Origin of the sequence: Streptomyces sp. NPDC050617, assembly GCF_040654795.1 — a bacterium.
Classification (GTDB): domain Bacteria; phylum Actinomycetota; class Actinomycetes; order Streptomycetales; family Streptomycetaceae; genus Streptomyces.
In genome coordinates this window covers 233,128-257,792 of record NZ_JBFAIS010000010.1, presented here as the reverse complement: position 1 = coordinate 257,792, position 24,665 = coordinate 233,128, and the positions used below count along the sequence as shown (strand labels likewise).

Annotated in this window: 23 protein-coding genes; 5 read left to right on the top strand and 18 right to left on the bottom strand. The window is 71.4% G+C overall.

All coding sequences use genetic code 11. The features are described 5' to 3' along the window. Positions 1-84: 84 nt before the first annotated feature. The 4 genes from AB0I49_RS16675 to AB0I49_RS16660 form a co-directional block, all read right to left on the bottom strand. Positions 85-1,155 carry a hypothetical protein gene (locus AB0I49_RS16675; RefSeq protein WP_363227672.1) on the bottom strand — a complete coding sequence of 357 codons (1,071 nt, stop codon included), beginning with the start codon at positions 1,153-1,155 and terminating at the stop codon, positions 85-87. Between the two features lie 74 nt (positions 1,156-1,229). After that, the gene (locus AB0I49_RS16670) at positions 1,230-2,192 is read right to left on the bottom strand and encodes an ABC transporter substrate-binding protein (protein ID WP_363227682.1); all 963 of its coding nucleotides are present in this window, start codon (positions 2,190-2,192) and stop codon (positions 1,230-1,232) included. 144 nt (positions 2,193-2,336) lie between these two features. Then, the gene (locus AB0I49_RS16665; RefSeq protein ID WP_363227671.1) at positions 2,337-3,080 is read right to left on the bottom strand and encodes an ABC transporter permease; all 744 of its coding nucleotides are present in this window, start codon (positions 3,078-3,080) and stop codon (positions 2,337-2,339) included. Then, positions 3,080-3,763, bottom strand: coding sequence for an ABC transporter permease (locus AB0I49_RS16660; RefSeq protein WP_363227670.1), 684 nt, complete (start codon positions 3,761-3,763; stop codon positions 3,080-3,082). The genes AB0I49_RS16665 and AB0I49_RS16660 overlap by 1 nt, the downstream gene beginning before the upstream one ends. Positions 3,764-3,891: 128 nt before the next feature. On the opposite strand from AB0I49_RS16660, the gene AB0I49_RS16655 reads away from it, so the two are divergent. Continuing rightward, positions 3,892-5,061 (top strand): betaine/proline/choline family ABC transporter ATP-binding protein, encoded by a 1,170-nt coding sequence (locus tag AB0I49_RS16655; protein WP_363227669.1) that lies wholly within the window; start codon positions 3,892-3,894, stop codon positions 5,059-5,061. A 150-nt stretch (positions 5,062-5,211) separates the two neighbouring features. Here AB0I49_RS16655 and AB0I49_RS16650 read toward each other — a convergent pair whose 3' ends face one another. From AB0I49_RS16650 to AB0I49_RS16625, 6 genes are all read right to left on the bottom strand, one after another. Continuing rightward, positions 5,212-5,703, bottom strand: a complete 492-nt coding sequence (locus AB0I49_RS16650) for a DUF3180 domain-containing protein (protein ID WP_363227668.1) — start codon at positions 5,701-5,703, stop codon at positions 5,212-5,214. A 110-nt stretch (positions 5,704-5,813) separates the two neighbouring features. Further along, on the bottom strand, positions 5,814-6,407 hold the full coding sequence (gene folK / locus AB0I49_RS16645) for a 2-amino-4-hydroxy-6-hydroxymethyldihydropteridine diphosphokinase (protein WP_030880509.1): 594 nt from the start codon (positions 6,405-6,407) through the stop codon (positions 5,814-5,816). Further along, positions 6,404-6,763 carry a dihydroneopterin aldolase gene (folB, locus tag AB0I49_RS16640; protein ID WP_363130349.1) on the bottom strand — a complete coding sequence of 120 codons (360 nt, stop codon included), beginning with the start codon at positions 6,761-6,763 and terminating at the stop codon, positions 6,404-6,406. The genes folK and folB overlap by 4 nt, the downstream gene beginning before the upstream one ends. 324 nt (positions 6,764-7,087) lie before the next feature. Beyond that, positions 7,088-7,603, bottom strand: a complete 516-nt coding sequence (locus AB0I49_RS16635) for a nuclear transport factor 2 family protein (RefSeq protein ID WP_363227667.1) — start codon at positions 7,601-7,603, stop codon at positions 7,088-7,090. Then, entirely contained in the window at positions 7,600-8,487 is an 888-nt protein-coding gene (folP, locus tag AB0I49_RS16630) for a dihydropteroate synthase (protein ID WP_363227666.1), read from the bottom strand. Before folP ends, AB0I49_RS16635 begins: the two co-directional genes overlap by 4 nt. Positions 8,488-8,516: 29 nt before the next feature. Next, positions 8,517-10,382: a phosphatidylglycerol lysyltransferase domain-containing protein gene (locus AB0I49_RS16625; protein WP_363227665.1), complete on the bottom strand. Its 1,866-nt coding sequence runs from the start codon at positions 10,380-10,382 to the stop codon at positions 8,517-8,519. Positions 10,383-10,556: 174 nt separating this feature from the next. Here AB0I49_RS16625 and AB0I49_RS16620 point away from each other — a divergent pair, with 174 nt between their 5' ends. Beyond that, entirely contained in the window at positions 10,557-11,672 is a 1,116-nt protein-coding gene (locus AB0I49_RS16620) for an alpha/beta hydrolase-fold protein (protein ID WP_363227664.1), read from the top strand. A gap of 27 nt (positions 11,673-11,699) precedes the next feature. Here AB0I49_RS16620 and folE read toward each other — a convergent pair whose 3' ends face one another. The 6 genes from folE to dacB all read right to left on the bottom strand — a co-directional run bounded on the left by folE (position 11,700) and on the right by dacB (position 19,267). Further along, on the bottom strand, positions 11,700-12,305 hold the full coding sequence (gene folE, locus AB0I49_RS16615) for a GTP cyclohydrolase I FolE (RefSeq protein ID WP_363227663.1): 606 nt from the start codon (positions 12,303-12,305) through the stop codon (positions 11,700-11,702). A 113-nt stretch (positions 12,306-12,418) separates the two neighbouring features. Continuing rightward, positions 12,419-14,413, bottom strand: coding sequence for an ATP-dependent zinc metalloprotease FtsH (gene ftsH, locus AB0I49_RS16610; RefSeq protein WP_363227662.1), 1,995 nt, complete (start codon positions 14,411-14,413; stop codon positions 12,419-12,421). A 256-nt stretch (positions 14,414-14,669) separates the two neighbouring features. After that, a complete protein-coding gene (hpt, locus tag AB0I49_RS16605) occupies positions 14,670-15,209 on the bottom strand; it encodes a hypoxanthine phosphoribosyltransferase (protein ID WP_363227681.1) in 540 nt (179 codons plus the stop codon). Positions 15,210-15,288: 79 nt separating this feature from the next. Next, positions 15,289-16,380 (bottom strand): tRNA lysidine(34) synthetase TilS, encoded by a 1,092-nt coding sequence (gene tilS / locus AB0I49_RS16600; RefSeq protein ID WP_363227661.1) that lies wholly within the window; start codon positions 16,378-16,380, stop codon positions 15,289-15,291. 184 nt (positions 16,381-16,564) lie between these two features. After that, positions 16,565-17,695, bottom strand: a complete 1,131-nt coding sequence (locus AB0I49_RS16595; protein ID WP_363227660.1) for a zinc-dependent metalloprotease — start codon at positions 17,693-17,695, stop codon at positions 16,565-16,567. A gap of 102 nt (positions 17,696-17,797) precedes the next feature. After that, the gene (gene dacB / locus AB0I49_RS16590) at positions 17,798-19,267 is read right to left on the bottom strand and encodes a D-alanyl-D-alanine carboxypeptidase/D-alanyl-D-alanine-endopeptidase (RefSeq protein WP_363227659.1); all 1,470 of its coding nucleotides are present in this window, start codon (positions 19,265-19,267) and stop codon (positions 17,798-17,800) included. A gap of 86 nt (positions 19,268-19,353) precedes the next feature. Between dacB and AB0I49_RS16585 the strand changes: the two genes are divergently transcribed. Further along, positions 19,354-19,851: an inorganic diphosphatase gene (locus AB0I49_RS16585; RefSeq protein WP_030880529.1), complete on the top strand. Its 498-nt coding sequence runs from the start codon at positions 19,354-19,356 to the stop codon at positions 19,849-19,851. 187 nt (positions 19,852-20,038) lie between these two features. Here AB0I49_RS16585 and AB0I49_RS16580 read toward each other — a convergent pair whose 3' ends face one another. Continuing rightward, the gene (locus AB0I49_RS16580) at positions 20,039-21,739 is read right to left on the bottom strand and encodes a threonine/serine exporter family protein (protein WP_363227658.1); all 1,701 of its coding nucleotides are present in this window, start codon (positions 21,737-21,739) and stop codon (positions 20,039-20,041) included. 165 nt (positions 21,740-21,904) lie between these two features. Beyond that, entirely contained in the window at positions 21,905-22,663 is a 759-nt protein-coding gene (locus tag AB0I49_RS16575; RefSeq protein WP_363227657.1) for a VTT domain-containing protein, read from the bottom strand. Positions 22,664-22,952: 289 nt separating this feature from the next. On the opposite strand from AB0I49_RS16575, the gene AB0I49_RS16570 reads away from it, so the two are divergent. Both AB0I49_RS16570 and AB0I49_RS16565 read left to right on the top strand, forming a co-directional pair. Further along, entirely contained in the window at positions 22,953-23,321 is a 369-nt protein-coding gene (locus AB0I49_RS16570; RefSeq protein WP_363130338.1) for a YbjQ family protein, read from the top strand. Between the two features lie 174 nt (positions 23,322-23,495). Further along, entirely contained in the window at positions 23,496-24,518 is a 1,023-nt protein-coding gene (locus AB0I49_RS16565; protein WP_363227656.1) for an NAD(P)/FAD-dependent oxidoreductase, read from the top strand. Positions 24,519-24,665 lie beyond the last annotated feature (147 nt).

The window sequence follows — 24,665 nt, the reverse complement described above, 5'->3', positions numbered from 1 at the left end:
GGCTTGAGGGCGGCGGAGTCCGCCGCCCTCAAGCCTCCCGCTCCACGAAACTGCTTCCACGCAACCGCTTCTGCGAGCCCGCCGCTACGAGATCGCCGTCCGCAGCTCCGCGACGTCGATCTGCTCGGTCTCGTCGTGCACGGTCAGGTCGATGACCTCGCCCGAGTCGCCCTTGCGGAGCTCCTGCTCGGCGACCGCCTCGTCGCCGACGACGTCTGCGAGGTCCGCCCCGGCCAGCTCGCCCTCGTCCGGCTTCCCGGCCTTCGGAGCGGGAGCGGGGGCAGCCGCTATGGCCTTCGGCGCGCCCGCGCCCGTACCCGTACGCGCGCTCGCCGCCGCGCCCGCGCCCGTACCGAAGAAGTCGAAGCCGCCCTGCTCGCGCGAGGCGGCCCGGCGGGCGGCCGGGTGCTGCGGCACGACGGCCGCGGCGGCGGGCACGGTGTGGTGCTCGCGGACCACCTCCACGCCCGCGGCGGGCGTACGGGCGCCGTCCGCCGCGTGCTTCCCCCGCTCGCCCGCGCCGTCCTGCGCCAGGCGCTCGGCGAGGTCCCGGCGGCGGGCTTCCTCGACGGTGCGCTTGATGTCCTGGCGGGCGGCGTTCCGTACGAGGTCGCGCAGGGCCGCGTCCGCCTTGCGGTAGTCGGCGGACGTGGGCCGCCGCGCACCCGCGAGGGCGTCCGTCCCCGTACCGGCGGCCGGGTCCGTGGCCCCCTGGGCGAGCCGGCGGCCTTCCAGGGCGCTGGCCCGCTCGGTCTCGGCGGTGGCGTAGCGGCGCAGCAGGTCGGCGTGTTCGGTGCGCAGCCGGGCCAGCTCCGCGCGCTTGGCGCGCAGCTTGGCGTCGAGGGCGGCGCGCTTCTCGCGCGCTTCCTCGGCCTCGTTCTCCAGCTCGGCTATGCGCTCGTCGGTCTTCCACTCCTCACGGGTGAGGGCGGTGGTGAGCTCGGTGACCCGCTTGCCGGCGCCCCGGTCCCAGTGGCGCATGAGGAACGCGCCGACGACCGCGGCGGCCCCGGCCGCGGCGGCCAGCGAGCGGATCACCAGTGTTTCGCCCACCACCCATGAACCGGCGGCGCAGACGACTGATGTCGCGGCGACCGTCGTCGGAGCGAGCAGCTTGTGCAGGGGTTGCGAATGACGGTGGCGTCCACGTGGCATGGCCTGAAACTTACCGTGCGTCGTGCGCCGAGTGGGACCCCACCGCCCAAACTGTTCCACCGCGGTTACTTCTGCTACTTCGTCAGCAGCCCCTTGTCCTTCAGATACTGCTCCGCGACGTCCGCCGGCTTCAGTCGCTCAGCATCCACCTTTTTGTTGAGTTCGGTCAGATCAGCGGTGGTCAGCACCCTGGTGATCTTGTCGAGCGCGTCCGTGACCTTCTTCGATCCGGCCTTCTTCGCATTCACCACCGGCAGCACGTTGTCGGAGTTCTGGAGCTTCTTGTCGTCCTCCAGCAGCACCAGGCCGAACTGATCGAGCGTCGCGTCCGTGGTCGTGGTGAGGACCATCTGGTCCTTGCCGTCCTTGACCGCCTGCTTCGCCTGCACGCTGCCGACGTCGAGCGGGTCTATGCCCGTGATGTCGATGCCGTAGGTCTTCTCCAGACCGGGCTGGCAGAACGGCCGGTCGGGGCATTCGTCGCCCGCCGCGAGCTTGACCTTCTGCTTCGACTTTCCAAGATCGGAAAGCGTCTTGAGGTGGTGCTTCCCGGCGAACTCCTTGCTCACCGCGAAGGCGTTCTGGTCCACGGCCTTGCCGGGGTCGAGGACCTTCAGGCCGCGCGGCTCGGCGAGCTTGCGGAGCGCCTTGACGGTGGTATCGGCGTCCGGCGAGGCGACCGGGCTCGCGTTCTTCCCGTTCGCCTTCTTGTTCAGGAATTCGGCGAGCGTCGCCGCGTACTCCGGGACGACGTCCATCTGGCCCTGTTCGAGGGCGGGTTCGTACAGCTCGCGGGCGTCGACCGTCTTGATCGACGTCGAATAGCCGACGTCCGCCAGCACCCGCGCGTACATCTCGGCGAGCACCTTGGACTCGGTGAAGGACGCGGACCCGACCACCAGCGAGCCCGCACCCGGCTTCGTGGTGCTGTCGCCGCCCTTGGACTTCTCCAGGCTGTCGCCCCCGCAGGCGGCCAGGCTCGCCGCCAGCGCGACGGCGGCGGTCGCTGCGCCGGCCGCCCGGTAGATCCTGTTCATGGTGTCCCCATCCGTCGTCATACGTGGTTGTTCTTCGCCGGCCGTCCGACGGCCGAGAGTTTGTGGGAGACCCCGCGCCGCCCGCGACAGCGCACGGCTCAGGTCGGGTCAGGGTCGGGTCAAGTCAGTTCGGGTCAGGTCGGGTCAGGTCAGTTCGAGGCTCTTGGGGGCCGTGGGCGCCTGGTCGGCCGGCGGCCGCTCCGCCGGGCCGCCGCGCCGCCCGGCGCGCCGCCGCATCGGGTCCAGGACCCGCGTCAGCACCACGAACGCGCCCTCCACCAGCAGCGCCAGCCCCGCCACCAGCACCGCGCCGGCCACCACCTGCGGGGTGTCGGTCAGCCGGAAGCCGGCCGTGATGATCCGGCCCAGCCCGCCGCCGCCGGGCAGCGCGGCGAGCGTCGCCGTGGCCACGACCTGCACGGCCGCGGTCCGTACGCCCGTCATGATCAGCGGGAAGGCGAGCGGCAGCTCCACCCGCCCGACGAGCTGACGCCCCGACATGCCCATGCCGCGCGCCGCCTCGACCACATCGCGGTCCACCTCGCGCATGCCCACGTACGCGTTGGTCAGCAGCGGCGGGATCGCGAACAGCACCAGCGCGATGATCGTCGGCCAGGAGCCGTGCGTGCCCAGCGGGCTGAGCAGCAGCAGGACCAGCACGGCGAAGGTGGGCACCGCGCGCCCCGCGTTCGAGATGTTCACCGCGACGGCCCCGCCCCGGCCCAGATGCCCCAGCACCAGGGCGATGGGCAGCGCGATGGCGCACGAGATCACCAGGCAGGCCGCGGTCAGGAAGAGATGCTCGCCGAGCCGGTGCCATACGCCGTCCGCGCCGCTCCAGTGCGCCCCGGTGGCGAGCCAGGTCCACGCGTCCCCGATGACGCCCATCAGGTCTTCACCTTCCGCCGCTTGCGCGTCCAGGGGGTCAGCAGCCGCTGCACTCCGAGCAGCGCGAGATCGGCGACGACCGCGAGCGCCACGCACAGCACGGACGCGGTGAGCACCTGCGCCTTGAAGAAGCTGCGCATGCCTTCATAAATGAGATTTCCGAGTCCGCCGTATCCGATGATGGCGCCGACCGTGGTCAGCGAGACGGTGGATACCGTGGTGATCCGCAGCCCCGCCATCACCGCCGGCAGCGCGAGCGGCAGTTCCACCTCGAAGAGCAGCCGCAGCGGTCCGTATCCCATGCCGCGCGCCGCTTCCCGCGCCTCTTCCGGCACCGACGCCAGCCCGGCCAATATGTTGCGCACGAGAATCGTCAGGGAATACAGCACGAGGCCCGTCACCACGACGGCCACGGACACCCCGAAAACGGGCAGCAGCAGCGAGAACATCGCCAATGACGGCACCGTGTACAGAATCGTCGTCAGCCCGAGCACCGGCCCCGACACCGCTCGCCATCTGCGGGCCAGCAGCGCCAGCGGAAATGCGACGAGCAGCCCGATGGCCACCGATCCGAGCGTGATGCCGATGTGCTGGAGCGTCGCGTCCGTCAGCTCCGCCCCGCGCGTCCGCACATATTCGCCGCAGATCCACTCATTGGCGATAAGGCAGTTCTGGTCGGCCATGCGCTCTCACCCCCTCTGGCCCTCGGCCATCGATTCCTGGCGACCCTATCCCCGAGCACTGACATTCGCCTCCGGCCGCCACACAGCGGCAACAATGTCCGTCAGGAGTACGGACACAATGGGGAGCCATGATCCGATTCGAGCACGTCACCAAGCGCTATGCCGACGGCACGACCGCCGTGGACGATCTGTCCTTCGAGGTCGCGGAGGGCGAGCTGGTCACGCTCGTCGGGCCGTCCGGCTGCGGCAAGACCACCACCATGAAAATGGTGAACCGCCTCATCGAGCCGACCAGTGGGCACATCTATCTGGACGGCAGCGACATTTCGACGGTCGACCCCGTCGAATTGCGCCGCCGTATCGGATATGTCATCCAGCAGGTCGGCCTCTTCCCCCACAAGACGGTCCTCGACAACACCGCGACCGTGCCGCATCTGCTGGGCTGGCAGCGCAAGAAGGCGCGCGCCCGCGCCGCCGAACTGCTGGACCTCGTCGGACTCGATCCGTCCGTATTCGGCGACCGCTACCCGGACCAGCTCTCCGGCGGCCAGCGGCAGCGCGTCGGCGTGGCCCGCGCACTCGCCGCCGACCCGCCCGTACTCCTGATGGACGAGCCCTTCGGCGCGGTCGACCCGGTCGTCCGCGAGCACCTGCAGAACGAGTTCCTGCGCCTCCAGTCCCAGGTGCACAAGACCGTGTTGTTCGTCACGCACGACATCGAGGAGGCCGTGCGGCTCGGCGACCGCATCGCCGTGTACGGGGAGGGGCGCATCGAGCAGTTCGACCCGCCGACGACGGTGCTGGGGGCGCCCGCAACCCCGTACGTGGCCGACTTCGTCGGCGCGGACCGCGGCCTGAAGCGGCTGTCCGTCACGCCGATCGAGCCCGGCGACCTCGTCCAGCCGCCGGTGGTGCACCTGAACGACCCGCTGCCGGACGCCGCGGCCCGGCTCACGGCCGCCGACCCCGAGGCCCGCTGGGCGGTCGTCCTGGACGACGCGGACCACCTGCACGGCTGGGTCTCGGCGGACGCCCTCACCGGCAGCGGCTCGGTCCGCGACCACTCCCGCCGCATGGCGGCGTGGCTGCCCGTGGGCGCCTCCCTGAAGCAGGCGTTCAGCACGATGCTCCAGCACGACGCGGGCTGGATCGCCGTCCTCGACGGGGAGGACGCCGACCACTTCCTGGGCGTCCTCACCCCGGCCCGCCTCCACGAGGCGCTGCGGCGCTCCATCGACGCGGACGCCAAGGGGCGGGCGCGCGAGGACGTGGAGCTGGAGACGGTCTCGGAGGCGTAGGCGGGGTTCGGGCGGCGGGCCGCCTGTACGGGCGGCCGGAGGGCCCGTACAGGCGGCCCGCGGGCTCTACACGGGAAGGAGGCCCTGCGTACGGCCGCCGTGCGGCGCGGGCCCCGCGACGCGACCCGGCCGCGCCGCCACGCTCCGCCCCTACGCCCGTGCGGCCCCGCCCCCGGCGTCGTCGTCATCGTCGTCCGGCAGCCGGCACACCCGCTCCATGAAGAACGCCGCCGCCACCACGCAGATCCCCGCGACCACCGAGGCCCCGGCGTAGATCGCCTGGTCGCGGCGGGCCGTCACGTCCAGCCCGTCCATCCACAGGAATACGCCCGTGCCGCCGTACATCCCCGCGACCAGGGCCGCGACCAGCGCGCTGGCCTGGCCGAAGACGACCGCGCGGGCGGCCACCAGCGGGTCGACGCCCTTGGCGCCGGGGCGCCGTTCGCGCTGGGCGCGCAGCCGCGCGCGGAGCGACAGGGCCGTCGCCGCCAGCACCACCGCGATCACCGCGAGCACGATCGGCGCCGCCACCGGAACCTTCGGCAGCGTCCCGACCGAGTCCCACAACCGGGCGCCGGCCCACGACAGCACTCCGGCCGCGGCGAACAGCCCGACCAGCACACTCACCCGTAGTTGCTTCACCGAGCGGTCGACCCCTCATGTCCTCTTGCGTACGTACGTCAGCGCGCGGAGCCCCCGGAGCGCCGGCGATCGCCGGCCACGGCCCCGTACGCCTCACAACCGGCCAACGCCTACTCCGGCAGCCTGAGTTCCAGGTCCGCTCGGGGCTCGACGCCGGCGCGGCCGACCTCGGCCAGCAGCTCCGCCACCGCGCCCCGGCCCGGAACAACCGCCTCCGGGTCCACGTCGTACCACGGCACGAGCACGAAGGCCCGCTCGTGCGCGCGCGGGTGGGGCAGCGTCAGCAGCGGGTCGTCCGAGACGACCTCCTGATACGACACGATGTCCACATCGATCGTCCGCGGCCCCCACCGCTCGTCGCGCACCCGCTCGAAGGCTTCTTCAATGGCGTGCCCGCGCTCCAGCAGCGACGACGGCGGCAGCGTCGTCTTGATCAGCACGACCGCGTTGTAATACGAGGACTGCGTCCCCGGCTCGACGCCCCACGGCTCGGTCTCGTACACCGGGGAGACGGCCTTGACCCGCAGGCCCGGCGTGTCCCCCAGCGCGTCCACGGCGCCCTGCAGCGTCTCCAGGCGGTTGCCCAGATTGCTGCCCAGGGAGACCACGGCCCATTTGGGATTGCTCAACGTCACATCGGCGGCGTCCACCCGTTCCACCACGGAGGTGGGGACCGGCTGCACCGTCGGATCGCTCTTGCTCATACTCGGCTCCGGGAGATCGTGATCGTCACGTCGTCGAACGGCACGGTGATCGGGGCGTCCGGCTTGTGGACGACTACCTCCACCTCCCGCACCACGTCGTGCTTGAGGCACTGCTGGGCGATGCGCTCGGCGAGCGTCTCGATGAGGTCGACCGGGTCGCCCTCGACGACCGCCGCGACCTCCTCCGCCACCACGCCGTAATGCACGGTCTTCGTCAGGTCGTCGTCGGCCGCGGCGGGGCGGGTGTCCAGACTCAGCACCAGGTCGACGATGAAGGTCTGGCCCTCCTCGCGCTCACGGGGGAACACCCCATGGTGCCCGCGGGCCTTCAAGCCGCGCAGCGCGACACGATCCACACGAATCACTCCTGCTGGTCGTCGGTATGCGGGCGGCGGACCGGCTGTCGCCGGCCCGCTCCCACCGTTCGAATCTACCTGCGAGCACTGACAGCACCCGCCCGCGGGTGCTATGGACAGGCGGCCCCCACGGTGCTAGCGCCTGACCTACAAGGCTCCCGCCGCGCTTACCCCAGTACCCCGGATCCCACCCCTACCCCGCCGCCGAGCACCTCGAACGAGTGGCCACAGCACTCTCACACTGACTCGCCGCGCTGACCGGTCACACCGGCTCCCGCCAGGCCGAAGAGGCGGAAAACGGGGGCACAGGCAGGGAAACCCCCATCAAGGGGACGGCTGGGCAGGCCCCTCGGGACCGGTGCCGTCCGCGCCGTCCGCACCATCCGCACCATCAACGTCTTCGTCGTCCGCGCCGCCCGCCAGCACCGGCGAGCCATGGTGCGACCAGACCTTCCAGCCGCCGCCGGAGCGTCTGAAGACGTTCGTCGCCACGACCAGCTGGCCCACCAGCGGCCCCAGCGCCCCGTCCTCCTCCGCCGGACCGCCGCTGAGGATGTTCTCCGTGCACGTCACCAGCGCCGTGTCGCCGGCCACCTGCACATCGACGTCCGTGAGGAAGAACTGGATGTACTCGGTGCTCGCCATGATCAGCGCGTACGAGCGGAGCACCTCGCGCCGCCCCCGCAGCACCGGCCACCCCGGATGCACGCACACCACGTCGAAGTACTCGTCGTTCAGCCACAGCCGCTCCATGGCCGTCTGGTCGCCGCGCTCCATCGCCTCGTACAGCGCGGTGTTCGCCAGCTCGACCAGCTCGCTGTCCGTCGGCGCGGACGTCACGCGGCCCCCTCGGCGCCGCGGGCCCCGGCGCCCTCGACCGCGCGCGCCACCCGCACCGCGTCCGCGCTCGCCCGCACCTCGTGCACCCGCACCGCCCAGGCGCCCTCGCGCGCCGCGAGCGCCGTGACCGCGGCCGTCGCCGCGTCCCGCTCCCGCGCCGGCGGCGGGCTGCCCTCGCTCCCGGCCAGTACGCGCCCCAGGAACCGCTTGCGGGAGGCGGCCACCAGCATCGGGCGGCCCAGCTCCGCGCAGAGCCGCGACAGGCCCGCCACCAGCCGCAGATCGTGGTCGGCGGCCTTGGCGAAGCCCAGCCCCGGATCGACGACCAGCCGGTCCGGCTCGATGCCGCCCGCGACCACCGCGTCCATCCGCTCACGCAGCTCCGCGAGCACCTCGCCGACCACGTCCCCGTACACGGCCCGGCTGTTCATGTCCTCGCTGAAGCCGCGCCAGTGCATCACCACGAACGGCACCCCCGCCGTGGCGACCACCGGCACCATCGCCGGGTCCGCGAGACCGCCGCTCACATCGTTGACGAGCACCGCCCCCGCGGCGACCGCGGCCTCCGCGACCGAGGCCCGCATGGTGTCCACGGACACCACCACGCCCTCGGCCGCCAGCCCGCGCACCACCGGGACGACCCGGCGCAGCTCCTCGTCCTCCGGTACGCGCGTGGCGCCCGGCCGGGTGGACTCGCCGCCCACGTCGACCAGGTCCGCGCCCTGTGCGGCCAGATCCAGGCCGCGCTTGACCGCCGCGTCGGTGTCGAACCAGCGGCCCCCGTCCGAGAACGAGTCGGGCGTCACGTTCACCACGCCCATCACCGCACAGCGGTCCCACCGCGGCAGACCGACCGGACCGACTCGCCCTCGCAACGTACTCATGCCTCCAGCCTAGGCCGGACGGCAGCGCCTCACGCCGCGCGGCGGGCCTCCGCGGGGGCCGCGACGGCCTCCAGCCCGTGCGCACAGGGCTTCTCCTTGGCCGCCGCCGCGCCGCCCCGCCGCCACGGCCGCGGCAGCGTCACGAACCCCTCCGCCTGCATCATCGCGAAGCCGATGCGCGGCAGGTCCCGGTTGTTCGGGAAGACCACGAAGCGCGGCTCCCAGCGCGGCCGGAACTTCTCGTTGAACTTGTACAGCGACTCGATCTGGAACCAGCGCGAGAGGAACACCAGCACCCCGCGCTGCACCCGCGCCACCGGCCCCGCGCCCAGCTTCCCGCCGCGCTCCAGGGCGGCGCGGAAGAACGCGAAGTTCAGCGACACCCGCTTGATCTTCAGCTCGGGCGCGGCCTGCAGGAAGGCGACGATGAGCAGCTCGTTCATGCCGGGGTCCGCGCTCCGGTCGCGGCGCATCAGCTCCAGGGACATGCCGTCCGGGCCCCACGGCACGAAGTGCTGCATGGCCTTGAGGTCCCCGTGCGGGCCGGCCTCCTCGCCGTCCTCCGGGGCCTTGTGGGCGGTGGCGATGATCGCGTCGAGGTCCTTCGGGTCGCCGATCCGGCCCAGCGCCATGGAGAAGCCGCGCTCGGTCTCGGTGTCGCGCCAGGCGTCGGCCGCGCGCTGTACGGTCGCCAGCTCGTCGGCGTCCAGATCGCCGACCCGGCGCACCTTGGTGACGTAGCCGTTGCGCTCGATGCGCTTGACCATCTGGCGCACGTTGCGCATGGAGCGGCCGGTCAGGGTGAAATCCGCCACATCGACGATCGCCTCGTCGCCCATCTCCAGGGCGTCCAGGCCGGTCTCGCGGGTCCAGACCTCGCCGCCGGTCTCACTGCACCCGGCGACCGCGGGGGTCCAGGAGTGGCGCCTGGCCTGCTCCATGAACTGCTCGATCGCGCCGGGCCACGCCTCGACGTCGCCGATCGGGTCGCCGCTGGCGAGCATCACGCCGGAGACCACGCGGTAGGACACGGCGGCCTTGCCGCTGGGCGAGAAGACCACGCTCTTGTCGCGGCGCAGCGCGAAGTGGCCGAGGGAGTCGCGGGCGCCGTGCTTGGCGAGCAGTTCGCGCAGCCGGTCCTCGTCCTCCTCGGTGAGGTGGGCGGTGGGGTGCTCCGGCCGGAAGGCCAGGTAGGCGGTGGTGGCCGCGGTGAGCAGGCCGAGCGCGCCCAGCGAGTAGCCGACGGTGTAGTCGACGCCGCCGCTGTAGTGGATCGGCCCCTCGAAGCCGCAGAGCCCCCAGAGCACGTGCTCCAGCTGGGCGGTCAGCGAGGGGTCGCCGACGACCTGGTGGGGGTGCGAGCCGACGATCACGAAGCCGAGTACGAGGCTGACGCCGCCGACGATGACGAAGTTGGCGAGCGCCTTCCAGCGGCTGCGGGGGTCCGGCAGTGCCTCGAAGGAGCCGCGGTGGCGTACGAGGTAGGCGAAGAGCAGCAGGGACAGGACGGCGCCGCTCACCGAGTGGCGGTAGATCATCTGCGCCGCGGCGCCGATGGGGAGCAGCACGACGGCGGCGGTCCAGACCCGCCGTTTCGAGCGCTTGAGGCCGTGCGCCAGCATCAGCAGGACGATGCCGACGACGATCGACGCGGCGGCGGCGAGCTGGTTCACGGCGCCCGGCAGCACCTCCGCGAGCGCGTGCATCCGGCTGTGCCGGAAACGCGGGAACACCCCCGCGGCGACGTCCAGCAAGCCGATGAGGGCGGCTATCGTCCCGACGACCGTCGGGACGCGCTCCGGGCTCGGACCTCTCACCAGCCTCTTCAGTCCCGAGAGCCGCTGGGGCTCCGACGGAACCTCACTGGACTTTTTGCCATCTACCCTGACAGACATCTCTTCCCGTCGCCCTGTCGAGAGGACCTGCGCCCATATGGCCGCAGCGTCCGGACGTTTTGCGCTCAGTAGGACGTCGGTTTCGGGGTCGGGGTTCCAGTGGTGGGCCGGTCCCGGAAGAGAAGTAACCATTCCGCACCCGGGCGACCGGTGCGCTCGGCAGAAAGCACCTCGATGGGTCTCACCAGCAAGAAAGTTCTGCTGCTGGCCGTGATAGCGGCAGTAGTGCTCTTCGCCCTGACGATATGGCTGTGGCCGCGTCTGTCGAAGCGGAGCGTTCCCTCCGTCTTCGCGCGCATCGGCATGCTGCTGGCCACCCAGATCACGATGATCGCCGCACTGGGGCTCTTCGCCAACTACTCCTTCGGCTTCTACGCCTCCTGGGCCGACCTCTTCGGCCAGGAGCAGGAACCGGGCGTGGTCGTCGACCACGACAACAAGGCGAGCGGCAAGACGGTCCAGGTGGTCGGGACCCAGCAGGTGAGCGTCCCGCGGGGCTCCGTGCCGCGCGTCGCCGGCCGCATCGACAAGATCAACGTCCAGGGGCCCGAGTCGAAGATCGCGAGCCCCGCGTTCGTCTATCTGCCGCCGGAGTACTTTCAAACCCAGTACGCCCAGCGAAAGTTTCCCGCGTCCGTCGTCCTCACCGGCTACCCCGGCACCGCCGAGGCGCTGATCAAGGGCCTGCACTACCCGCAGACCGCGCACAAGCTGGCCAAAGAGGGCAAGATGCAGCCCACGATCCTGGTCATGATGCGCCCGACGGTCGCCCCGCCGCGGGACACCGAGTGCATGGACATACCGCACGGCCCGCAGACCGAGACCTTCTTCACCAAGGACCTCCGCAAGGCCCTCAGCGACCAGTACCGCATCGGCGAGAAGGGTGCGAACTGGGGCATCATCGGCGACTCGACCGGCGGCTACTGCGCCCTCAAGTTCGCCATGCGCCACCCCGAGGCGTACGGCACCGGCGCCGCCCTCTCCGGCTACTACAAGGCCCCCATCGACGCCACCACCGGCAGCCTCTTCGGCGGCAGCAAGAAGCTCGCCAACGAGAACAACCTACTCTGGCGCCTCAAGAACAAGGGCATGCCCAAGGCCAACCTGCTGGTCACCAGCAGCAAGCAGGGCGAGCACAACTACAAGGACACCCTCAAGTTCATCGACGGCGTCAGGCAGCCCGCCCGCGTCTCCTCGATGATCCTCGACAGCGGCGGCCACAACTTCAACACCTGGCGCCGCGAGATCCCCGGCGTCCTCCAGTGGCTGGGCAGCCGCCTCACCGCCTGAGCGGGGCTCAGCCGCCGATGGGGCGGTTCATCGGCCTATCATCAGGCTCATCGCCTCGGCGCGGGTCGCGGGGTCACGCAGTTGGCCCCGCACCGCCGAGGTCAGCGTCTTGGCCCCCGGCTTGCGGATCCCCCGCATCGACATGCACATGTGCTCGCACTCGACCACCACGATCGCGCCGCGCGGCTCCAGGATCTCCATCAGCGAGTCCGCGATCTGCGTGGTGAGCCGCTCCTGCACCTGCGGGCGGCGGGCGAAGACGTCGACGAGACGGGCCAGCTTCGACAGCCCCGTGATCTTCCCGCTGGTCGCCGGGATGTAGCCCACGTGCGCCACGCCGTGGAACGGGACCAAATGGTGCTCACAGGTTGAAAACACCTCGATGTCCCGCACCAGCACCATCTCGTCGTGCCCGAGATCGAACGTCGTCGTCAGCACGTCCCCCGGCTCCTGCCGCAGCCCCGCGAAGATCTCCTTGTACGAACGCGCCACCCGAGCCGGCGTCTCCCGCAGGCCCTCCCGGTCCGGGTCCTCGCCGACCGCGATGAGCAGTTCCCGGACGGCGTTCTCCGCCCGCTTCTCGTCGAATTCGCCGACGGAGCGCTCGCCATCCAACGTCACCGGGTCGGTCATAGTGCTGCCTCGTTCCTTGTCCGTCAGCTCAGGGCACACAAGCGGGATGCCGCGCCCCCAGGCTAAAACCCTGGTGACGCGGCATCCATTCCGGGCCCCGTGGGGCTGCCGGGTCAGCTGTCCGGGCGGTCCTCGGCGGGGAGGTCCACGCTCTCCACCGGCTGGCCGCCGTTGGACGGGGCCAGCTCCTTCGGGGAGAGGACCGGCGGGCGGGTCGACGGCGTGCGGCGCGACGAACCGGTCCAGGCGGGACGGTTCGGGCGCTTCACGATGTGCTTGAAGACCTCGGCGAGCTCCTCCTTGTTCAGCGTCTCCTTCTCCAGGAGCGTCAGAACCAGGTTGTCGAGCACGTCGCGGTTCTCGACCAGGATCTCCCACGCCTCGTTGTGCGCGGTCTCGATGAGCTTCTTGACTTCCTCGTCGACCAGCGCGGCGACCTCTTCGGAGTAGTCGCGCTGGTGCCCCATCTCACGGCCCAGGAAGGGCTCGGAGTTGTCGGAGCCGAACTTGATCGCGCCGAGCCGCTCGGTCATGCCGTACTGCGTGACCATCGCGCGCGCGGTGGCCGTGGCCTTCTCGATGTCGTTCGCCGCGCCCGTGGTCGGGTCGTGGAAGACGAGCTCCTCCGCGGCGCGCCCGCCCAGCATGTACGCGAGCTGGTCGAGCATCTCGTTGCGCGTGGTGGAGTACTTGTCCTCCTCCGGCAGCACCATGGTGTAGCCGAGCGCCCGCCCGCGCGACAAGATCGTGATCTTGTGCACCGGGTCGGAGTTGGGCGAAGCCGCCGCGACCAGGGCGTGACCGCCCTCGTGGTACGCGGTGATCTTCTTTTCCTTGTCCGACATGATCCGGGTCCGCTTCTGCGGTCCGGCCACGACGCGGTCGATCGCCTCGTCCAGCGAGTTGTTGTCGATCAGCTTCTTGTCGCTGCGGGCCGTCAGCAGCGCGGCCTCGTTCAGCACGTTGGAGAGGTCGGCGCCGGTGAAGCCGGGCGTGCGCCGGGCGACGGCCGACAGGTCGACGTCCGGGGCGACGGGCTTGCCCTTCTGGTGGACCTTGAGGATCTCGAGACGGCCCTGCATGTCCGGGCGGTCGACCGCGATCTGCCGGTCGAAGCGGCCGGGGCGCAGCAGCGCCGGGTCGAGGATGTCGGGCCGGTTCGTGGCGGCGATCAGGATGACGCCGCCCTTCACGTCGAAGCCGTCCATCTCCACGAGCAGCTGGTTCAGCGTCTGCTCGCGCTCGTCGTGGCCGCCGCCGAGGCCCGCGCCGCGGTGCCGGCCGACGGCGTCGATCTCGTCGACGAAGACGATCGCCGGGGCGTTCGCCTTGGCCTGCTCGAACAGGTCGCGGACGCGCGAGGCGCCGACGCCGACGAACATCTCGACGAAGTCGGAGCCCGAGATCGAGTAGAACGGGACGCCCGCCTCGCCCGCGACGGCGCGCGCGAGCAGGGTCTTGCCCGTACCGGGCGGGCCGTACAGCAGCACGCCCTTGGGGATCTTGGCGCCGACGGCCTGGAACTTCGCCGGCTCCTGGAGGAACTCCTTGATCTCGTGGAGCTCCTCGACCGCCTCGTCCGACCCCGCGACGTCCGAGAACGTCGTCTTGGGGGTGTCCTTGGTGATCAGCTTCGCCTTCGACTTCCCGAAGTTCATGACCCGGGAGCCGCCGCCCTGCATCTGATTCATCAGGAACAGGAACACGACGACGATGAGGACGAAGGGAAGCAGCGAGAGCAGTACGCCGATGAACGGGTTCTGCTTCGATGTCGAGATGTTGTAGCCGTCCGAGATGCTGTTCGCCTCGGACTTGGACTGCAGCGTCTTGGCGAGGTCGACGCCCTGGTCGCCGATGTAGTTCGCCTGGATCTTGTCGCTGCCCTTGACCTTCTGGCCGTCCTTGAGCTGGACCTTGATCTTGTTCTCGTCACCGGTCGTCAGCTCGGCCGATTTCACCTGGTCCTTGTCGATCGCCTGCACGACCTGACTGGTGTCCACCGACTTGTAGCCGCCGGACGAGCCGACGACCTGCATCAACACGACCACGGCGAGGACGGCCAGCACGATCCACATGACCGGCCCACGGAAGTAGCGCTTCACGTCCATCCATACGGGGCGCGAGCGCCCCGTCCCTCCTGCCACAGTGAGGCACGGCAGCCCCTACGCGGGGGCGCCAGTGCGTGCGGTGATAGCTCGACCTTAGAAAAAGCTCGACCTTTGGAAATGACTGACCTTCGGACGGTACCCCAGCATTGTCACCCGACGCCGCCTCAGCCAGTCAACAAACCCGCCTTCCCATGCTCCAACGGCGGGATGCGGCGATGCGTTCCCGCGCGCGCCGGAGCGGTCCGGCAGGGGGTGCTCAGCCGCCGTACACGTGCGGCGCGAGCGTGCCGACGAACGGCAGGTTGCGGTACTTCTCGTCGAAGTCGAGGCCGTATCCGACCACGAACTCGTTGGGGATGTCGAAGCCCACCCACTTCACGTCGATGGCGACCTTGGCCGCCTCCGGCTTGCGCAGCAGAGTGACGACGTTCAGCGACGCCGGCTCGCGCGAGCCGAGGTTCGACAGCAGCCAGGACAGCGTCAGACCGGAGTCGATGATGTCCTCGACGATCAGAACGTGCTTGCCCTTGATGTCGGTGTCGAGGTCCTTGAGGATCCGCACGACGCCGGAGGACTGGGTGCCCGCGCCGTACGAGGACACCGCCATCCAGTCCATCGTGACCGGGTTGGACAGCGTACGCGCGAGGTCCGCCATGACCATGACGGCGCCCTTGAGCACGCCGACGATCAGCAGGTCCTTGCCCGCGTACTCCGCGTCGATCTTCGCGGCCAGCTCCGCCAGCTTCGCGTCGATCTCTTCCTTGGTGATGAGCACCGACTTGAGGTCGGTGCCCATGTCCTTGTCGTCCACCCGCGCCACTCTCGCTCGATTCAGGCTCGTCCGGCTTGCCGAGGCCCGTTCGCGCGCACGCGAATCAGCCCTGCCGGATAACCAGTCTGCCACCCTGCCTGCGGACCACGACGCGGCCGGGGAGGTTGATGGCCCCCTGACCCCGCCATCCGGTGATCAGCCGGTCGACTTCCTCGATGTGCCGGGCGAAGAGCGAACCGGCCGGGGAGCCCGCCGAGATGGCGGCGCGGCGCAGCACCCGGCGGCGCACGGCGGCCGGGAGGCGGTAGAGGCGGGCGGTGTCGAGGTCGCCGCTCTCGGTCCGCACGGACGCCTCGGCGTCGGCGGCCCAGCCGTCCAGCGCGTCCGCGTCGTCGCGGGAGAGCTGCGCGGTACGGGCCAGCGCCTCGACGACGCCCTTGCCGAGCGCCTTTTCCAGGACCGGCAGGGCCTCGTGGCGCACGCGGGAGCGGGTGAAGGCGGGGTCCGCGTTCTGCGGGTCGTCCCATACGGGCAGCGCCTGGACCAGGCAGGCGCGGCGGGCCGTCTGGCGGTCCAGGCTGAGGAACGGGCGGCGGTAGCGGCGGCCGTCGCCGGAGGCCACGGCCATGCCGGAGAGCGAGCGGGTACCGGAGCCGCGGGCGAGGCCGAGGAGGACCGTCTCGGCCTGGTCGTCGCGGGTGTGGCCGAGCAGGACCGCGGCGGCGCCGTGGCGCTCCGCGGCGGCGTTCAGCGCGGCGTAGCGGGCGTCGCGGGCGGCTGCTTCGGGGCCGCCGTCCCGGCCGACGGTGACGGTGACGGACTCGACGGGGTCCAGTCCGATGGCGGTGAGGCGGGAGACGACCTCGGCGGCGCGGATGTCGGAGCCGTACTGGAGGCCGTGGTCGACGGTGACGCCGCCGGCCCGGATGCCGAGTTTGGGGGCCTCGAAGGCCAGGGCGGAGGCGAGTGCCATGGAGTCGGCGCCGCCGGAGCAGGCGACGAGGACGAGCGGCCGGCGGCCGGGGGCGGCCGCTGCCGGGCCGGCCGGCACGGGGCCGGGGGCCTGTGGCGTCAGGGGCGCTCGGGGCGTCCGGGACGCTTGCGGCGCGGAGTGACTGGTGAGGTCGTTGAGGACGTCGTGGAGTACGCGGCGGACCGCCAGGCGTATCGCGGCGACCGCTGGATGGGGACCCATGTCCGTTTCCAATCGTTCAATTGGAGATGCCTCGGAGCGGATGAGCTTCGAGCCTCAGTCACGCTGAGTGTGTAGATGGTGACAGAGACGAGCTACTCTCCGAGCATCGCACGCCCGCCCACGGCCCACGGTCCCTCGGACGGGTGATTACCGGGGGCGTTCTCCTGCCGAGGGCGTTCCCAGTTCACGACTCTGCTCTACGGTGCACCCTCGCGACCCAGTCCGCCGGTTTGGCGATCTCCGCCTTGGTCGGGAGTGTGTTCGGGGAGGTCCAGACCCGGTTGAAACCGTCCATACCGACCTCGTCCACGACGGCCCGTACGAACCGCTCCCCGTCCCGGTACTGGCGGAGCTTGGCGTCGAGGCCCAGCAGCTTGCGCAGCGCCGCGTCGAGCCGGCCGGCTCCGCTGGCGCGCCGCCGCTGGAACTTCTCGCGGATCTCGGCGACCGAGGGCACCACGTCCGGTCCGACGCCGTCCATCACGTAGTCCGCGTGCCCCTCCAGCAGCGACATCACGGCGGTGAGGCGGGCGAGGATCTCGCGCTGGGCCGGGGTCTGGACCAGTTCCACGATGGAGCGCCCGCCGCTGTCGACGGCGTCGTCGGGCCGGTTGCCGGTCAGCGACTGGGCGGCCTCGCGGAAACGTTCCAGGAGAGTGGCCGGGTCGACCTCGGTCTCGCCGAGGAACGACTGGATCTCGCCCTCGATGTGGTCGCGCAGCCAGGGCACGGCCGTGAACTGCGTGCGGTGCGTCTCCTCGTGCAGGCAGACCCAGAGCCGGAAGTCGTGCGGGTCCACCTCCAGCTCGCGCTCCACGTGGACGATGTTCGGCGCGACGAGCAGCAGCCGCCCGCCGCCGGTGGCCGAGCCGGGCAGATCGCGGGTGGCCGGGGCGAAGGTCTCGTACTGGCCGAGGACCCGGGAGGCGAGGAAGGACAGCAGCATGCCCAGCTCCACGCCGGTCACCTTGCCGCCGACCGCGCCGAGCACGGCCCCGCCGGGCGTGGTGCCGCGGCGCTCCTGCATCTTCTCCAGCAGCGGCTTGAGCACCGCGCGGAACCCGGCGACGTTGGCCCTGATCCAGCCCGCCCGGTCCACGACCAGGACCGGGGTGTCGCCCCCGTCGTCGCCCGCCGGAACCATCCGGGTGAAGGCCCGTACGTGCTCCTCGGAGGACTTGGCGTGCCTGCGCAGCTCCGCGACGATGGCCCGCGCCTCGTCGCGGCTCACCTCGGGCCCCGGCCTCACCAGCCGGGTCGCGGTCGCCACCGCGAGATTCCAGTCGACCATCTCCGCACCACCGATGCTCGTCATGACTTCACCGTACGTGGCAGTCCGGCGGTGGGACAGCGAATGGGTGGGTTCACCTCACCGGATCCCCGTGGGGGACGGGCCGGCGCGGCCCGGCCGTCCGCGTCACCGGCAGCCGCAGTTGGCCACCGCCGACGCGAGCCGGTCCAGGGAGTGCTGGGCGGCGTCCCCGGAGGCCGCGCCGCGGGTCATGAAGGCGAAGGCCATGAGCCGCCCGTCGGCGTCCACGGCCATGCCCGCCAGGGTGTTCACGCCGGTCAGGGTGCCGGTCTTGGCCCGTACGACGCCCCGGCCGGGCGAGTCCTGGTCGTAGCGGCCGCGCAGGGTGCCGCTGAATCCGGCGATGGGCAGGCCCGTGAGGACGGGGCGCAGCTCCGGGCGGCGCGGGTCGGCGGCGCGTACGAGCACCTGGGCGAGGAGCGCCGGGGAGACCCGGTCGTCGCGGTCGAGGCCGCTGCCGTCGGCGATGTGGACGCCGTCCAGCGGCAGCCCCAGCGTCTTGAGCTGCCCGGTGACGGCCTCGGAGGCGCCCGCGAAGCTCGCGGGGCGGCCCTTGGCGAGGGCGGTCTGCCGGGCGAGCGCCTCGGCGATGTCGTTGTCGCTGTTGGTCAGGGCCCGCTCGACGAGGGCGGACAGCGGCATGGACTCGACGGCGGCCACCCGTTCGGCCTTCGCGTCGGCCTTGGCGGCGGACGGGTCGCCGTCCACGGCGACGCCGCGGTCGCGGAGCATCGAGGCGAAGGTGTCGGCGGCGGCGCGGGCGGGGTCGGTGAAGCGGTCGGCGGGGCCGTGGTCGGAGTCGTCCCGCCGCCCCTCGTCGGCCATCAGGGGGGTGACGAGGGCGACGTTCTCGTTGAGCCCTATGGGGTGCCGTCCGGGGCCGGAGTAGCGCGAGGTGTCGTAGCCGAGCCGGACCTTGCGGACGCCGCCGGCCTTGAGCGCGCGGGCCGTGTCGTCGGCCAGTTTCCGCAGGCTGGCGGGGGTGTGGCTGCCCAGCCCGGTCGGCACGGCGTGCGCGGTCAGGGTCGGGTCGCCGCCGCCGACCAGCACGATGCCGTCCTTGCCGCGCACCACGGTGGTGGGGATGCGGTGGTCGGGGCCGAGCGCGGAGAGGGCGGCGACGGCGATGGCGGGCTTGATGGTGGAGGCGGGGGTGGACGCCTGGCCCTGGCCGGAACCGAACAGCTGCTTGCCGGTGGCCACGTCCACGACGGCGGCCGACGGCTTCGAGCCCAGCGCGTCGTCCTTGAGCAGCGGTTCGAGGGTGTCGGCGAGGCCCGCGCCGGTGGGCGGCGGCACGGCCTCCGGGCCGCCCGCCTCGCCCAGCGCGGCCAGCACGGGGGGCGCGCCGGCGGGGTGCTTGGAGTGATTCTCGCCACCCGCGGCCGGTCCGGCGGCGGCGTGCGCGCGCTCGGCCGCGCGCTGCCCGGAGTCCCAGGGCCCGGCGAGCGCGACCGCGCCGCCCGCGGCGAACAGGCCGATCACAGCGGCCGCGGCCGTGTACCGCCATGTCGCCCGCTGGGCCTTGGTGGCGTCCTGCCACCACCTGATCTGCCACGATCTGGCCTCGACCACCTCGGACCAGCCCCTTTCGCCACCACACACCTGCGTGGGGGACACTTAATCACCAGACGTATGTGTTGATCATGGAGGAGCCACCCGTGGAGTTCGACGTCACCATCGAGATCCCGAAGGGTTCGCGGAACAAGTACGAGGTGGACCACGAGACCGGTCGCATCCGCCTCGACCGTCGACTCTTCACCTCGACCAGCTACCCGGCCGACTACGGCTTCGTGGAGAACACGCTCGGTGAGGACGGCGACCCGCTGGACGCGCTGGTCATCCTCGATGAGCCGACCTTCCCCGGCTGCCTCATCAAGTGCCGCGCCATCGGCATGTTCCGGATGACGGACGAGGCCGGCGGCGACGACAAGCTGCTGTGCGTCCCGGCGTCCGACCCGCGCGTGGAGCACCTCCGTGACATCCACCACGTCTCGGAGTTCGACCGCCTGGAGATCCAGCACTTCTTCGAGGTCTACAAGGACCTGGAGCCCGGCAAGTCCGTCGAGGGCGCCGACTGGGTGGGCCGTTCCGAGGCCGAGGCCGAGATCGAGGCTTCCTACAAGCGCCTTGAGGCCGCTGGCGGCTCGCACCACTGAGCGGGTTTTTTACCGGTACGCGCGCGGGGCGCGGCGCTTGTCACGAGCGCCGCGCCCCGCGCGCGTATGGCGGTACGCACACCCGTACGCGCCGGGGCACGGGAACGCGCGCCCGGGACCATACGCGCCGGGGTGCGGGAACCCGTACGCCCGTACGCGCCCGAACAAGGTTTGAAATGCGAGTGGCTCAGAAGCCGCGGGTGCGCTTGGCGGCGCGGCGGCCCGCGCCGACCGCCTCCACGCCGGGCGCGCGCAGGAACAGCCGGGCCACTTCGCCGCCGAGGTTCACGCCGACGGCGATGGCCAGGGCCAGCGAGGCGGCCTTGATCAGTGAGGCGACGCCGGGGCCGAGGTCGCCGCGGGCGAAGTTGAGCAGCCCGAAGTAGGTCGCGCTGCCGGGCAGCAGGGGGCCGATGGCCGCGGTGACGTACGGCAGCGCGGACGCGTAGCGGTAGCGGGAGAGCAGCTGGCCGAAGAGGCCGACGACGCCGGCCGCGATGGTGGTGGCGGCCACCGGGTTGAGCTTCGGGTCGGCGACGTTGGCGAGCGAGCCGTAGACGATCCAGGCGATGCCGCCGTTGAACGTCGCGAACAGTACGGTGTGCCGTTCCTGCTGGAGCAGGACGCAGAAGGACAGGGCCAGCAGCATCGACGCGATGATCTGCACGACGGGCACGTCGTACTGGCGCAGCGCCTGTTCGGGGTTGAGCCGCGGGCTGAACTGGAGCCCGCAGTAGAGCACGGTGAGCACCCCTATGACGATGCCGACGATCAGGTACATGACCTCCAGGAGGCGGGCGGAGGCGGTGATGTAATAGCCCGTCAGCCCGTCCTGTACGCCCGCGACCAGCGCTCTTCCGGGGATCAGCGCGAAGAGCCCACCGGTGATGACGGCGGACACCTGCACGTCGGCGTGGGCGATGCTGAGCGTCATGCCCATCGCGGCGGGCGGCATGGCCGCGACCACGAACTGGTAGAACTCGGGCAGTCCGCGCCCCGACGCCAGCCACGCCAGCCGGTCGCCGAGCATCGCGCCGACGGCCGCCGCGACGAAGACGAGGGCGTTGCCGCCGACGAGCATGCTCGCCGCGCCCGCCAGCGTCCCGGAGGCGATGGTGAGCGCCCAGCCGGGGTACGGGTGGCGGTTGCGGCGTATCTCGGCCAGGCCCCGGTACGCCTCCTCCAGGGTGAGCCCCCGCGAGGTGATGGCCGCGACGAGGCGGTAGACGGCGGACAGCCGGGTGTAGTCCACGCCGCGGCGGCGCACGGTCCGGCTGGCGGTCAGCGGGTCGTCGACCAGCGAGGGCTGGTACGAGATCGACAGCAGCGTGAAGGTGACGGTGGGCTCGATGCGTTCGAGCCCGTAGGCGTGCGCGACGCCGAACATGGCCGCTTCCACGTCCTCGGCGCCCTCGCCGCCCGCGAGCAGGATCTCGCCGATGCGCAGGGTGAGGTCGAGGACGCGCGGGATGGCGGGCCCGGACTCGTCCTGCTTGTCGACGCGCTCGGGCACGGGCCGCTCGCTGACCGGCATCCGCAGCATGGTGCGCATCCGGTCCTGCCAGGGCACCTCCTTGGTCAGCTGGACCATGGGGATGCCGTGCGGCGGGGTGAAGGCGGGGAAGAGCGTGCCCTGGGTCGTACTGGCGCTGGGCGTGGTGCCGGCCGGGGCCGTGAAGGCGGAGCCCTCGGGCTCGGGCTCCACCTCGACGGCGAGGCCCTTGGGGATGGCGAACTCGGAGGTGGGGTGCTCGTCCTCGGGCGGCGGCGGTATCGGGATGCCGAGCGGCGACGTGAACGCGCTGCCCGCCTCGTCCGACTGCGGCTTGCGGTCCTCGGGTGCCTCGGCCTCCGAGCCGCTGTCGCCACGCTGCCGTTCCGCCACCACTCGCTCCTTGCCCGCCTCCTGACTGCTTTCAGGGACACGATGCCTGATCCCCGGCCCGTTTTCCTCACTCGGGGGCAATGGATCGGTAAGACAGGGGCCGTACGAGGCGAGGGTGTCGGGTGATGAAGCGGAGGCGGAACGGGGGCGGCGACTTCCGGCCGGGCGTCAGCGCTTGGCGTGTCGCCCGCGCCCGGTGGCCGGCGGCGGGGTCGGCGGCTGGGCGCCCGGGAACCCCGCCGACGCCCCCGACGACAGCGTCGGCGCCGGCGCCGACGGGTCGGCGATGCTCGCGGCGGCGGCCTTCTTGGCCTTGGAGCGGGCCCGCAGGAACTCGATCGCGATCGGCACCACGGAGATCAGCACGATGAGGACGAGCATCGCCTCGATGTTCTTGTGGACGAGCTCGATGCCGCCGAGCGCGGCGCCGAGCAGGGTCACGCCCACGCCCCACAGCGTGCCGCCGATGATGTTGAAGATGATGAACGAGCGGTAGTTCATCCGGCTCACGCCCGCGATGATCGGGGTGAAGGTGCGGACGATCGGCACGAAACGGGCGAGCACCAGCGACTTGGGCCCGTACTTCTCGAAGAATTCGTGGGCCTTCTCCACGTTCTCCTGTTTGAAGAGCTTGGAGTCGGGCCGCTTGAACAGCGCCGGTCCGACCTTCCGGCCGAAGAGATACCCGGCCTGGTCGCCGAGGACCGCCGCGAGGGCGACGAGCAGACAGACCACCCACAGCGGGGTGGACAGCTTGCCCGTGGTCACCAGCAGCCCGGCGGTGAACAGCAGCGAGTCCCCCGGCAGGAAGAAGCCGATGAGCAGGCCGGACTCGGCGAAGACGATGACCAGGAGGCCGATCAGACCGACCTTGTCGATCAGAAAGTCCGGGTCCAGCCATTGAGGGCCGAGCGCGAGAGTCATCACGGGTGAAGGGCTCCTGGGTCGAGGGCTCAGGCTCGTGCGAGGCCCGGCCGCAGGCGAAGGGGCAGGACTGGTGTTCAGTGTGCGGCCCAAAGCTATCAACGCCCATCGGGCCGCCTTGGTTCCAGATGGGTTCCGGCTGGGTTCCGGCCGGACTCCGACTCTCTTCCAGCTGATATCGGTCGCTTGCGACCGGTATCCGGCACCCGGCGGCCCCTCGGCGCGAACGGCCGTATGAAGGGGTGCGCGAACGGCGGCGCGCGGCCAGCATGTCCGGCAGGAGGTGGATGCGATGGGCATCGAGGAATTTGGCGGCGGCCAGCAGCAGAAGTCCGACGTGCTGGTGGTGACCACGAACGACGTCCCCGGCTACCACGTCGAGCGCGTCATCGGTGAGGTCTTCGGGCTGACGGTGCGCTCGCGCCACCTGGGCAGCCAGATCGGCGCCGGCCTCAAGTCGCTGGTCGGCGGCGAGCTGCGGGGCCTGACGAAGACGCTGGTCGAGACCCGCAACCAGGCCATGGACCGGCTGGTGGAGCAGGCGAAGGCGCGGGGCGCGAACGCGGTGCTGATGTTCCGATTCGACGTCACGGAGGCGGCTGATGTCGGCACGGAGGTGTGCGCGTACGGCACGGCGGTGGTGATCACACCCAAGGGGTGAGTACGGCCGCGGGTTGAGTACGACCGAGGGCTGAGCGCCGCCGGGAACTGAGCAGCGCCGTTTCCGGGCGGGTCCGCACCGCACCGCGGACCCGCCCGGTCCGTTTTGCGTTATCAGCAACAGGGTTTGTCGTCATCGCGACGCTCGGCGCATGGTCGCGGCAAGGAGGTGGTCATGGTGACCGAGCAGTTGATGACGAGCTATGACGTAGTGGTGATCGGCGGGGGCGCCGCCGGACTGAGCGGGGCGCTGACGCTCGCGCGGGCCCGGCGGTCGGTGCTGGTGATCGACGGGGGCGCGCCGCGCAACGCCCCGGCCGAAGGTGTGCACGGGTTGCTGGCCCTGGACGGCATCCCCCCGGCCGAGCTGCTGGAGCGCGGCCGTGCGGACGCCCGCCGCTACGGCGCGCACGTGGTGACCGGCGAGGTCACGGACGCCAAGCGGGTCGGCGGCGATGTCGGCAGCGGCCATGACGGCGATGGCGGCGATGGCTGGTTCGAGGTGACGACGGCCGACGGGCGTACGGTCCGGGCGCGCCGGCTGCTGGTCGCCACCGGCCTGACCGACGAGCTGCCGGACGTGGCCGGGCTGCGCGACCGGTGGGGCCGGGACGTGCTGCACTGCCCGTACTGCCACGGCTGGGAGGTCCGCGACCAGGCGATCGGCGTGCTGGCGAGCGGCCCGATGGCGATGCACCAGGTGCTGCTGCTCCGGCAGTGGAGCGACGACATCACGTTCTTCCTCCACACCAATCCGGAGCCGTCCGACGAGGAGGCGGAGCAGCTGGCCGCCCGCGGCATCCGGGTGGTGCGCGGCGAGGTGGCCGCCCTGGAGGTCGCGGACGACCGCCTCACCGGGTTGCGGCTGGCCGACGGCACGGTCGTCGAGCGCCAGGCGCTGGTGGTCGGGCCGCGGATGGCGGCGCGCGCGGACTTCCTGGCCGGGCTCGGGCTGCGGCCGGCGGAGCACCCCGCCGGGATCGGCGTGTACGTGCCGACGGAGGCGGGCGGCCGTACCGAGGTGCCGGGGGTGTGGGCCGCGGGCAACGTCATCGACCCGGCCGCCCAGGTCGGCGCGGCCGCGGCGGCGGGGGCGGGCGCTGCCGTGCAGATCAACGCCGAGCTGGTCGCTGAGGACACCGGGCGGGCGGTCGCCGAGCACCGGGCAGCGCTCCAGCCGGCTCACGCGCGCCGCTGAAGGGGCCGCACGCGGGGGACCCGGGTTCAGGCCCAAGCCCAGGCTCAGGCCCAAGCCCAAGCCCAAGCCCAGGCCCAGGCCCAGGCCCGGGTCCCGCGGCGGACGCGCCGAATGCCCTTTCTGCACGTATTGTCGCGATCGTGTATG

Excerpts from the sequence above, each read along its gene's own strand:
- AB0I49_RS16675 (WP_363227672.1), bottom strand. The coding sequence starts at position 1,155 with ATGCCACGTGGACGCCACCGTCATTCGCAACCCCTGCACAAGCTGCTC.
- AB0I49_RS16670 (WP_363227682.1), bottom strand. The coding sequence starts at position 2,192 with ATGAACAGGATCTACCGGGCGGCCGGCGCAGCGACCGCCGCCGTCGCG.
- AB0I49_RS16665 (WP_363227671.1), bottom strand. The coding sequence starts at position 3,080 with ATGGGCGTCATCGGGGACGCGTGGACCTGGCTCGCCACCGGGGCGCAC.
- AB0I49_RS16660 (WP_363227670.1), bottom strand. The coding sequence starts at position 3,763 with ATGGCCGACCAGAACTGCCTTATCGCCAATGAGTGGATCTGCGGCGAA.
- AB0I49_RS16655 (WP_363227669.1), top strand. The coding sequence starts at position 3,892 with ATGATCCGATTCGAGCACGTCACCAAGCGCTATGCCGACGGCACGACC.
- folK (WP_030880509.1), bottom strand. The coding sequence starts at position 6,407 with ATGAGCAAGAGCGATCCGACGGTGCAGCCGGTCCCCACCTCCGTGGTG.
- folP (WP_363227666.1), bottom strand. The coding sequence starts at position 8,487 with ATGAGTACGTTGCGAGGGCGAGTCGGTCCGGTCGGTCTGCCGCGGTGG.
- AB0I49_RS16625 (WP_363227665.1), bottom strand. The coding sequence starts at position 10,382 with ATGTCTGTCAGGGTAGATGGCAAAAAGTCCAGTGAGGTTCCGTCGGAG.
- AB0I49_RS16620 (WP_363227664.1), top strand. The coding sequence starts at position 10,557 with ATGGGTCTCACCAGCAAGAAAGTTCTGCTGCTGGCCGTGATAGCGGCA.
- folE (WP_363227663.1), bottom strand. The coding sequence starts at position 12,305 with ATGACCGACCCGGTGACGTTGGATGGCGAGCGCTCCGTCGGCGAATTC.
- ftsH (WP_363227662.1), bottom strand. The coding sequence starts at position 14,413 with ATGGACGTGAAGCGCTACTTCCGTGGGCCGGTCATGTGGATCGTGCTG.
- hpt (WP_363227681.1), bottom strand. The coding sequence starts at position 15,209 with ATGGGCACCGACCTCAAGTCGGTGCTCATCACCAAGGAAGAGATCGAC.
- tilS (WP_363227661.1), bottom strand. The coding sequence starts at position 16,380 with ATGGGTCCCCATCCAGCGGTCGCCGCGATACGCCTGGCGGTCCGCCGC.
- AB0I49_RS16595 (WP_363227660.1), bottom strand. The coding sequence starts at position 17,695 with ATGACGAGCATCGGTGGTGCGGAGATGGTCGACTGGAATCTCGCGGTG.
- AB0I49_RS16570 (WP_363130338.1), top strand. The coding sequence starts at position 22,953 with ATGGGCATCGAGGAATTTGGCGGCGGCCAGCAGCAGAAGTCCGACGTG.
- AB0I49_RS16565 (WP_363227656.1), top strand. The coding sequence starts at position 23,496 with ATGGTGACCGAGCAGTTGATGACGAGCTATGACGTAGTGGTGATCGGC.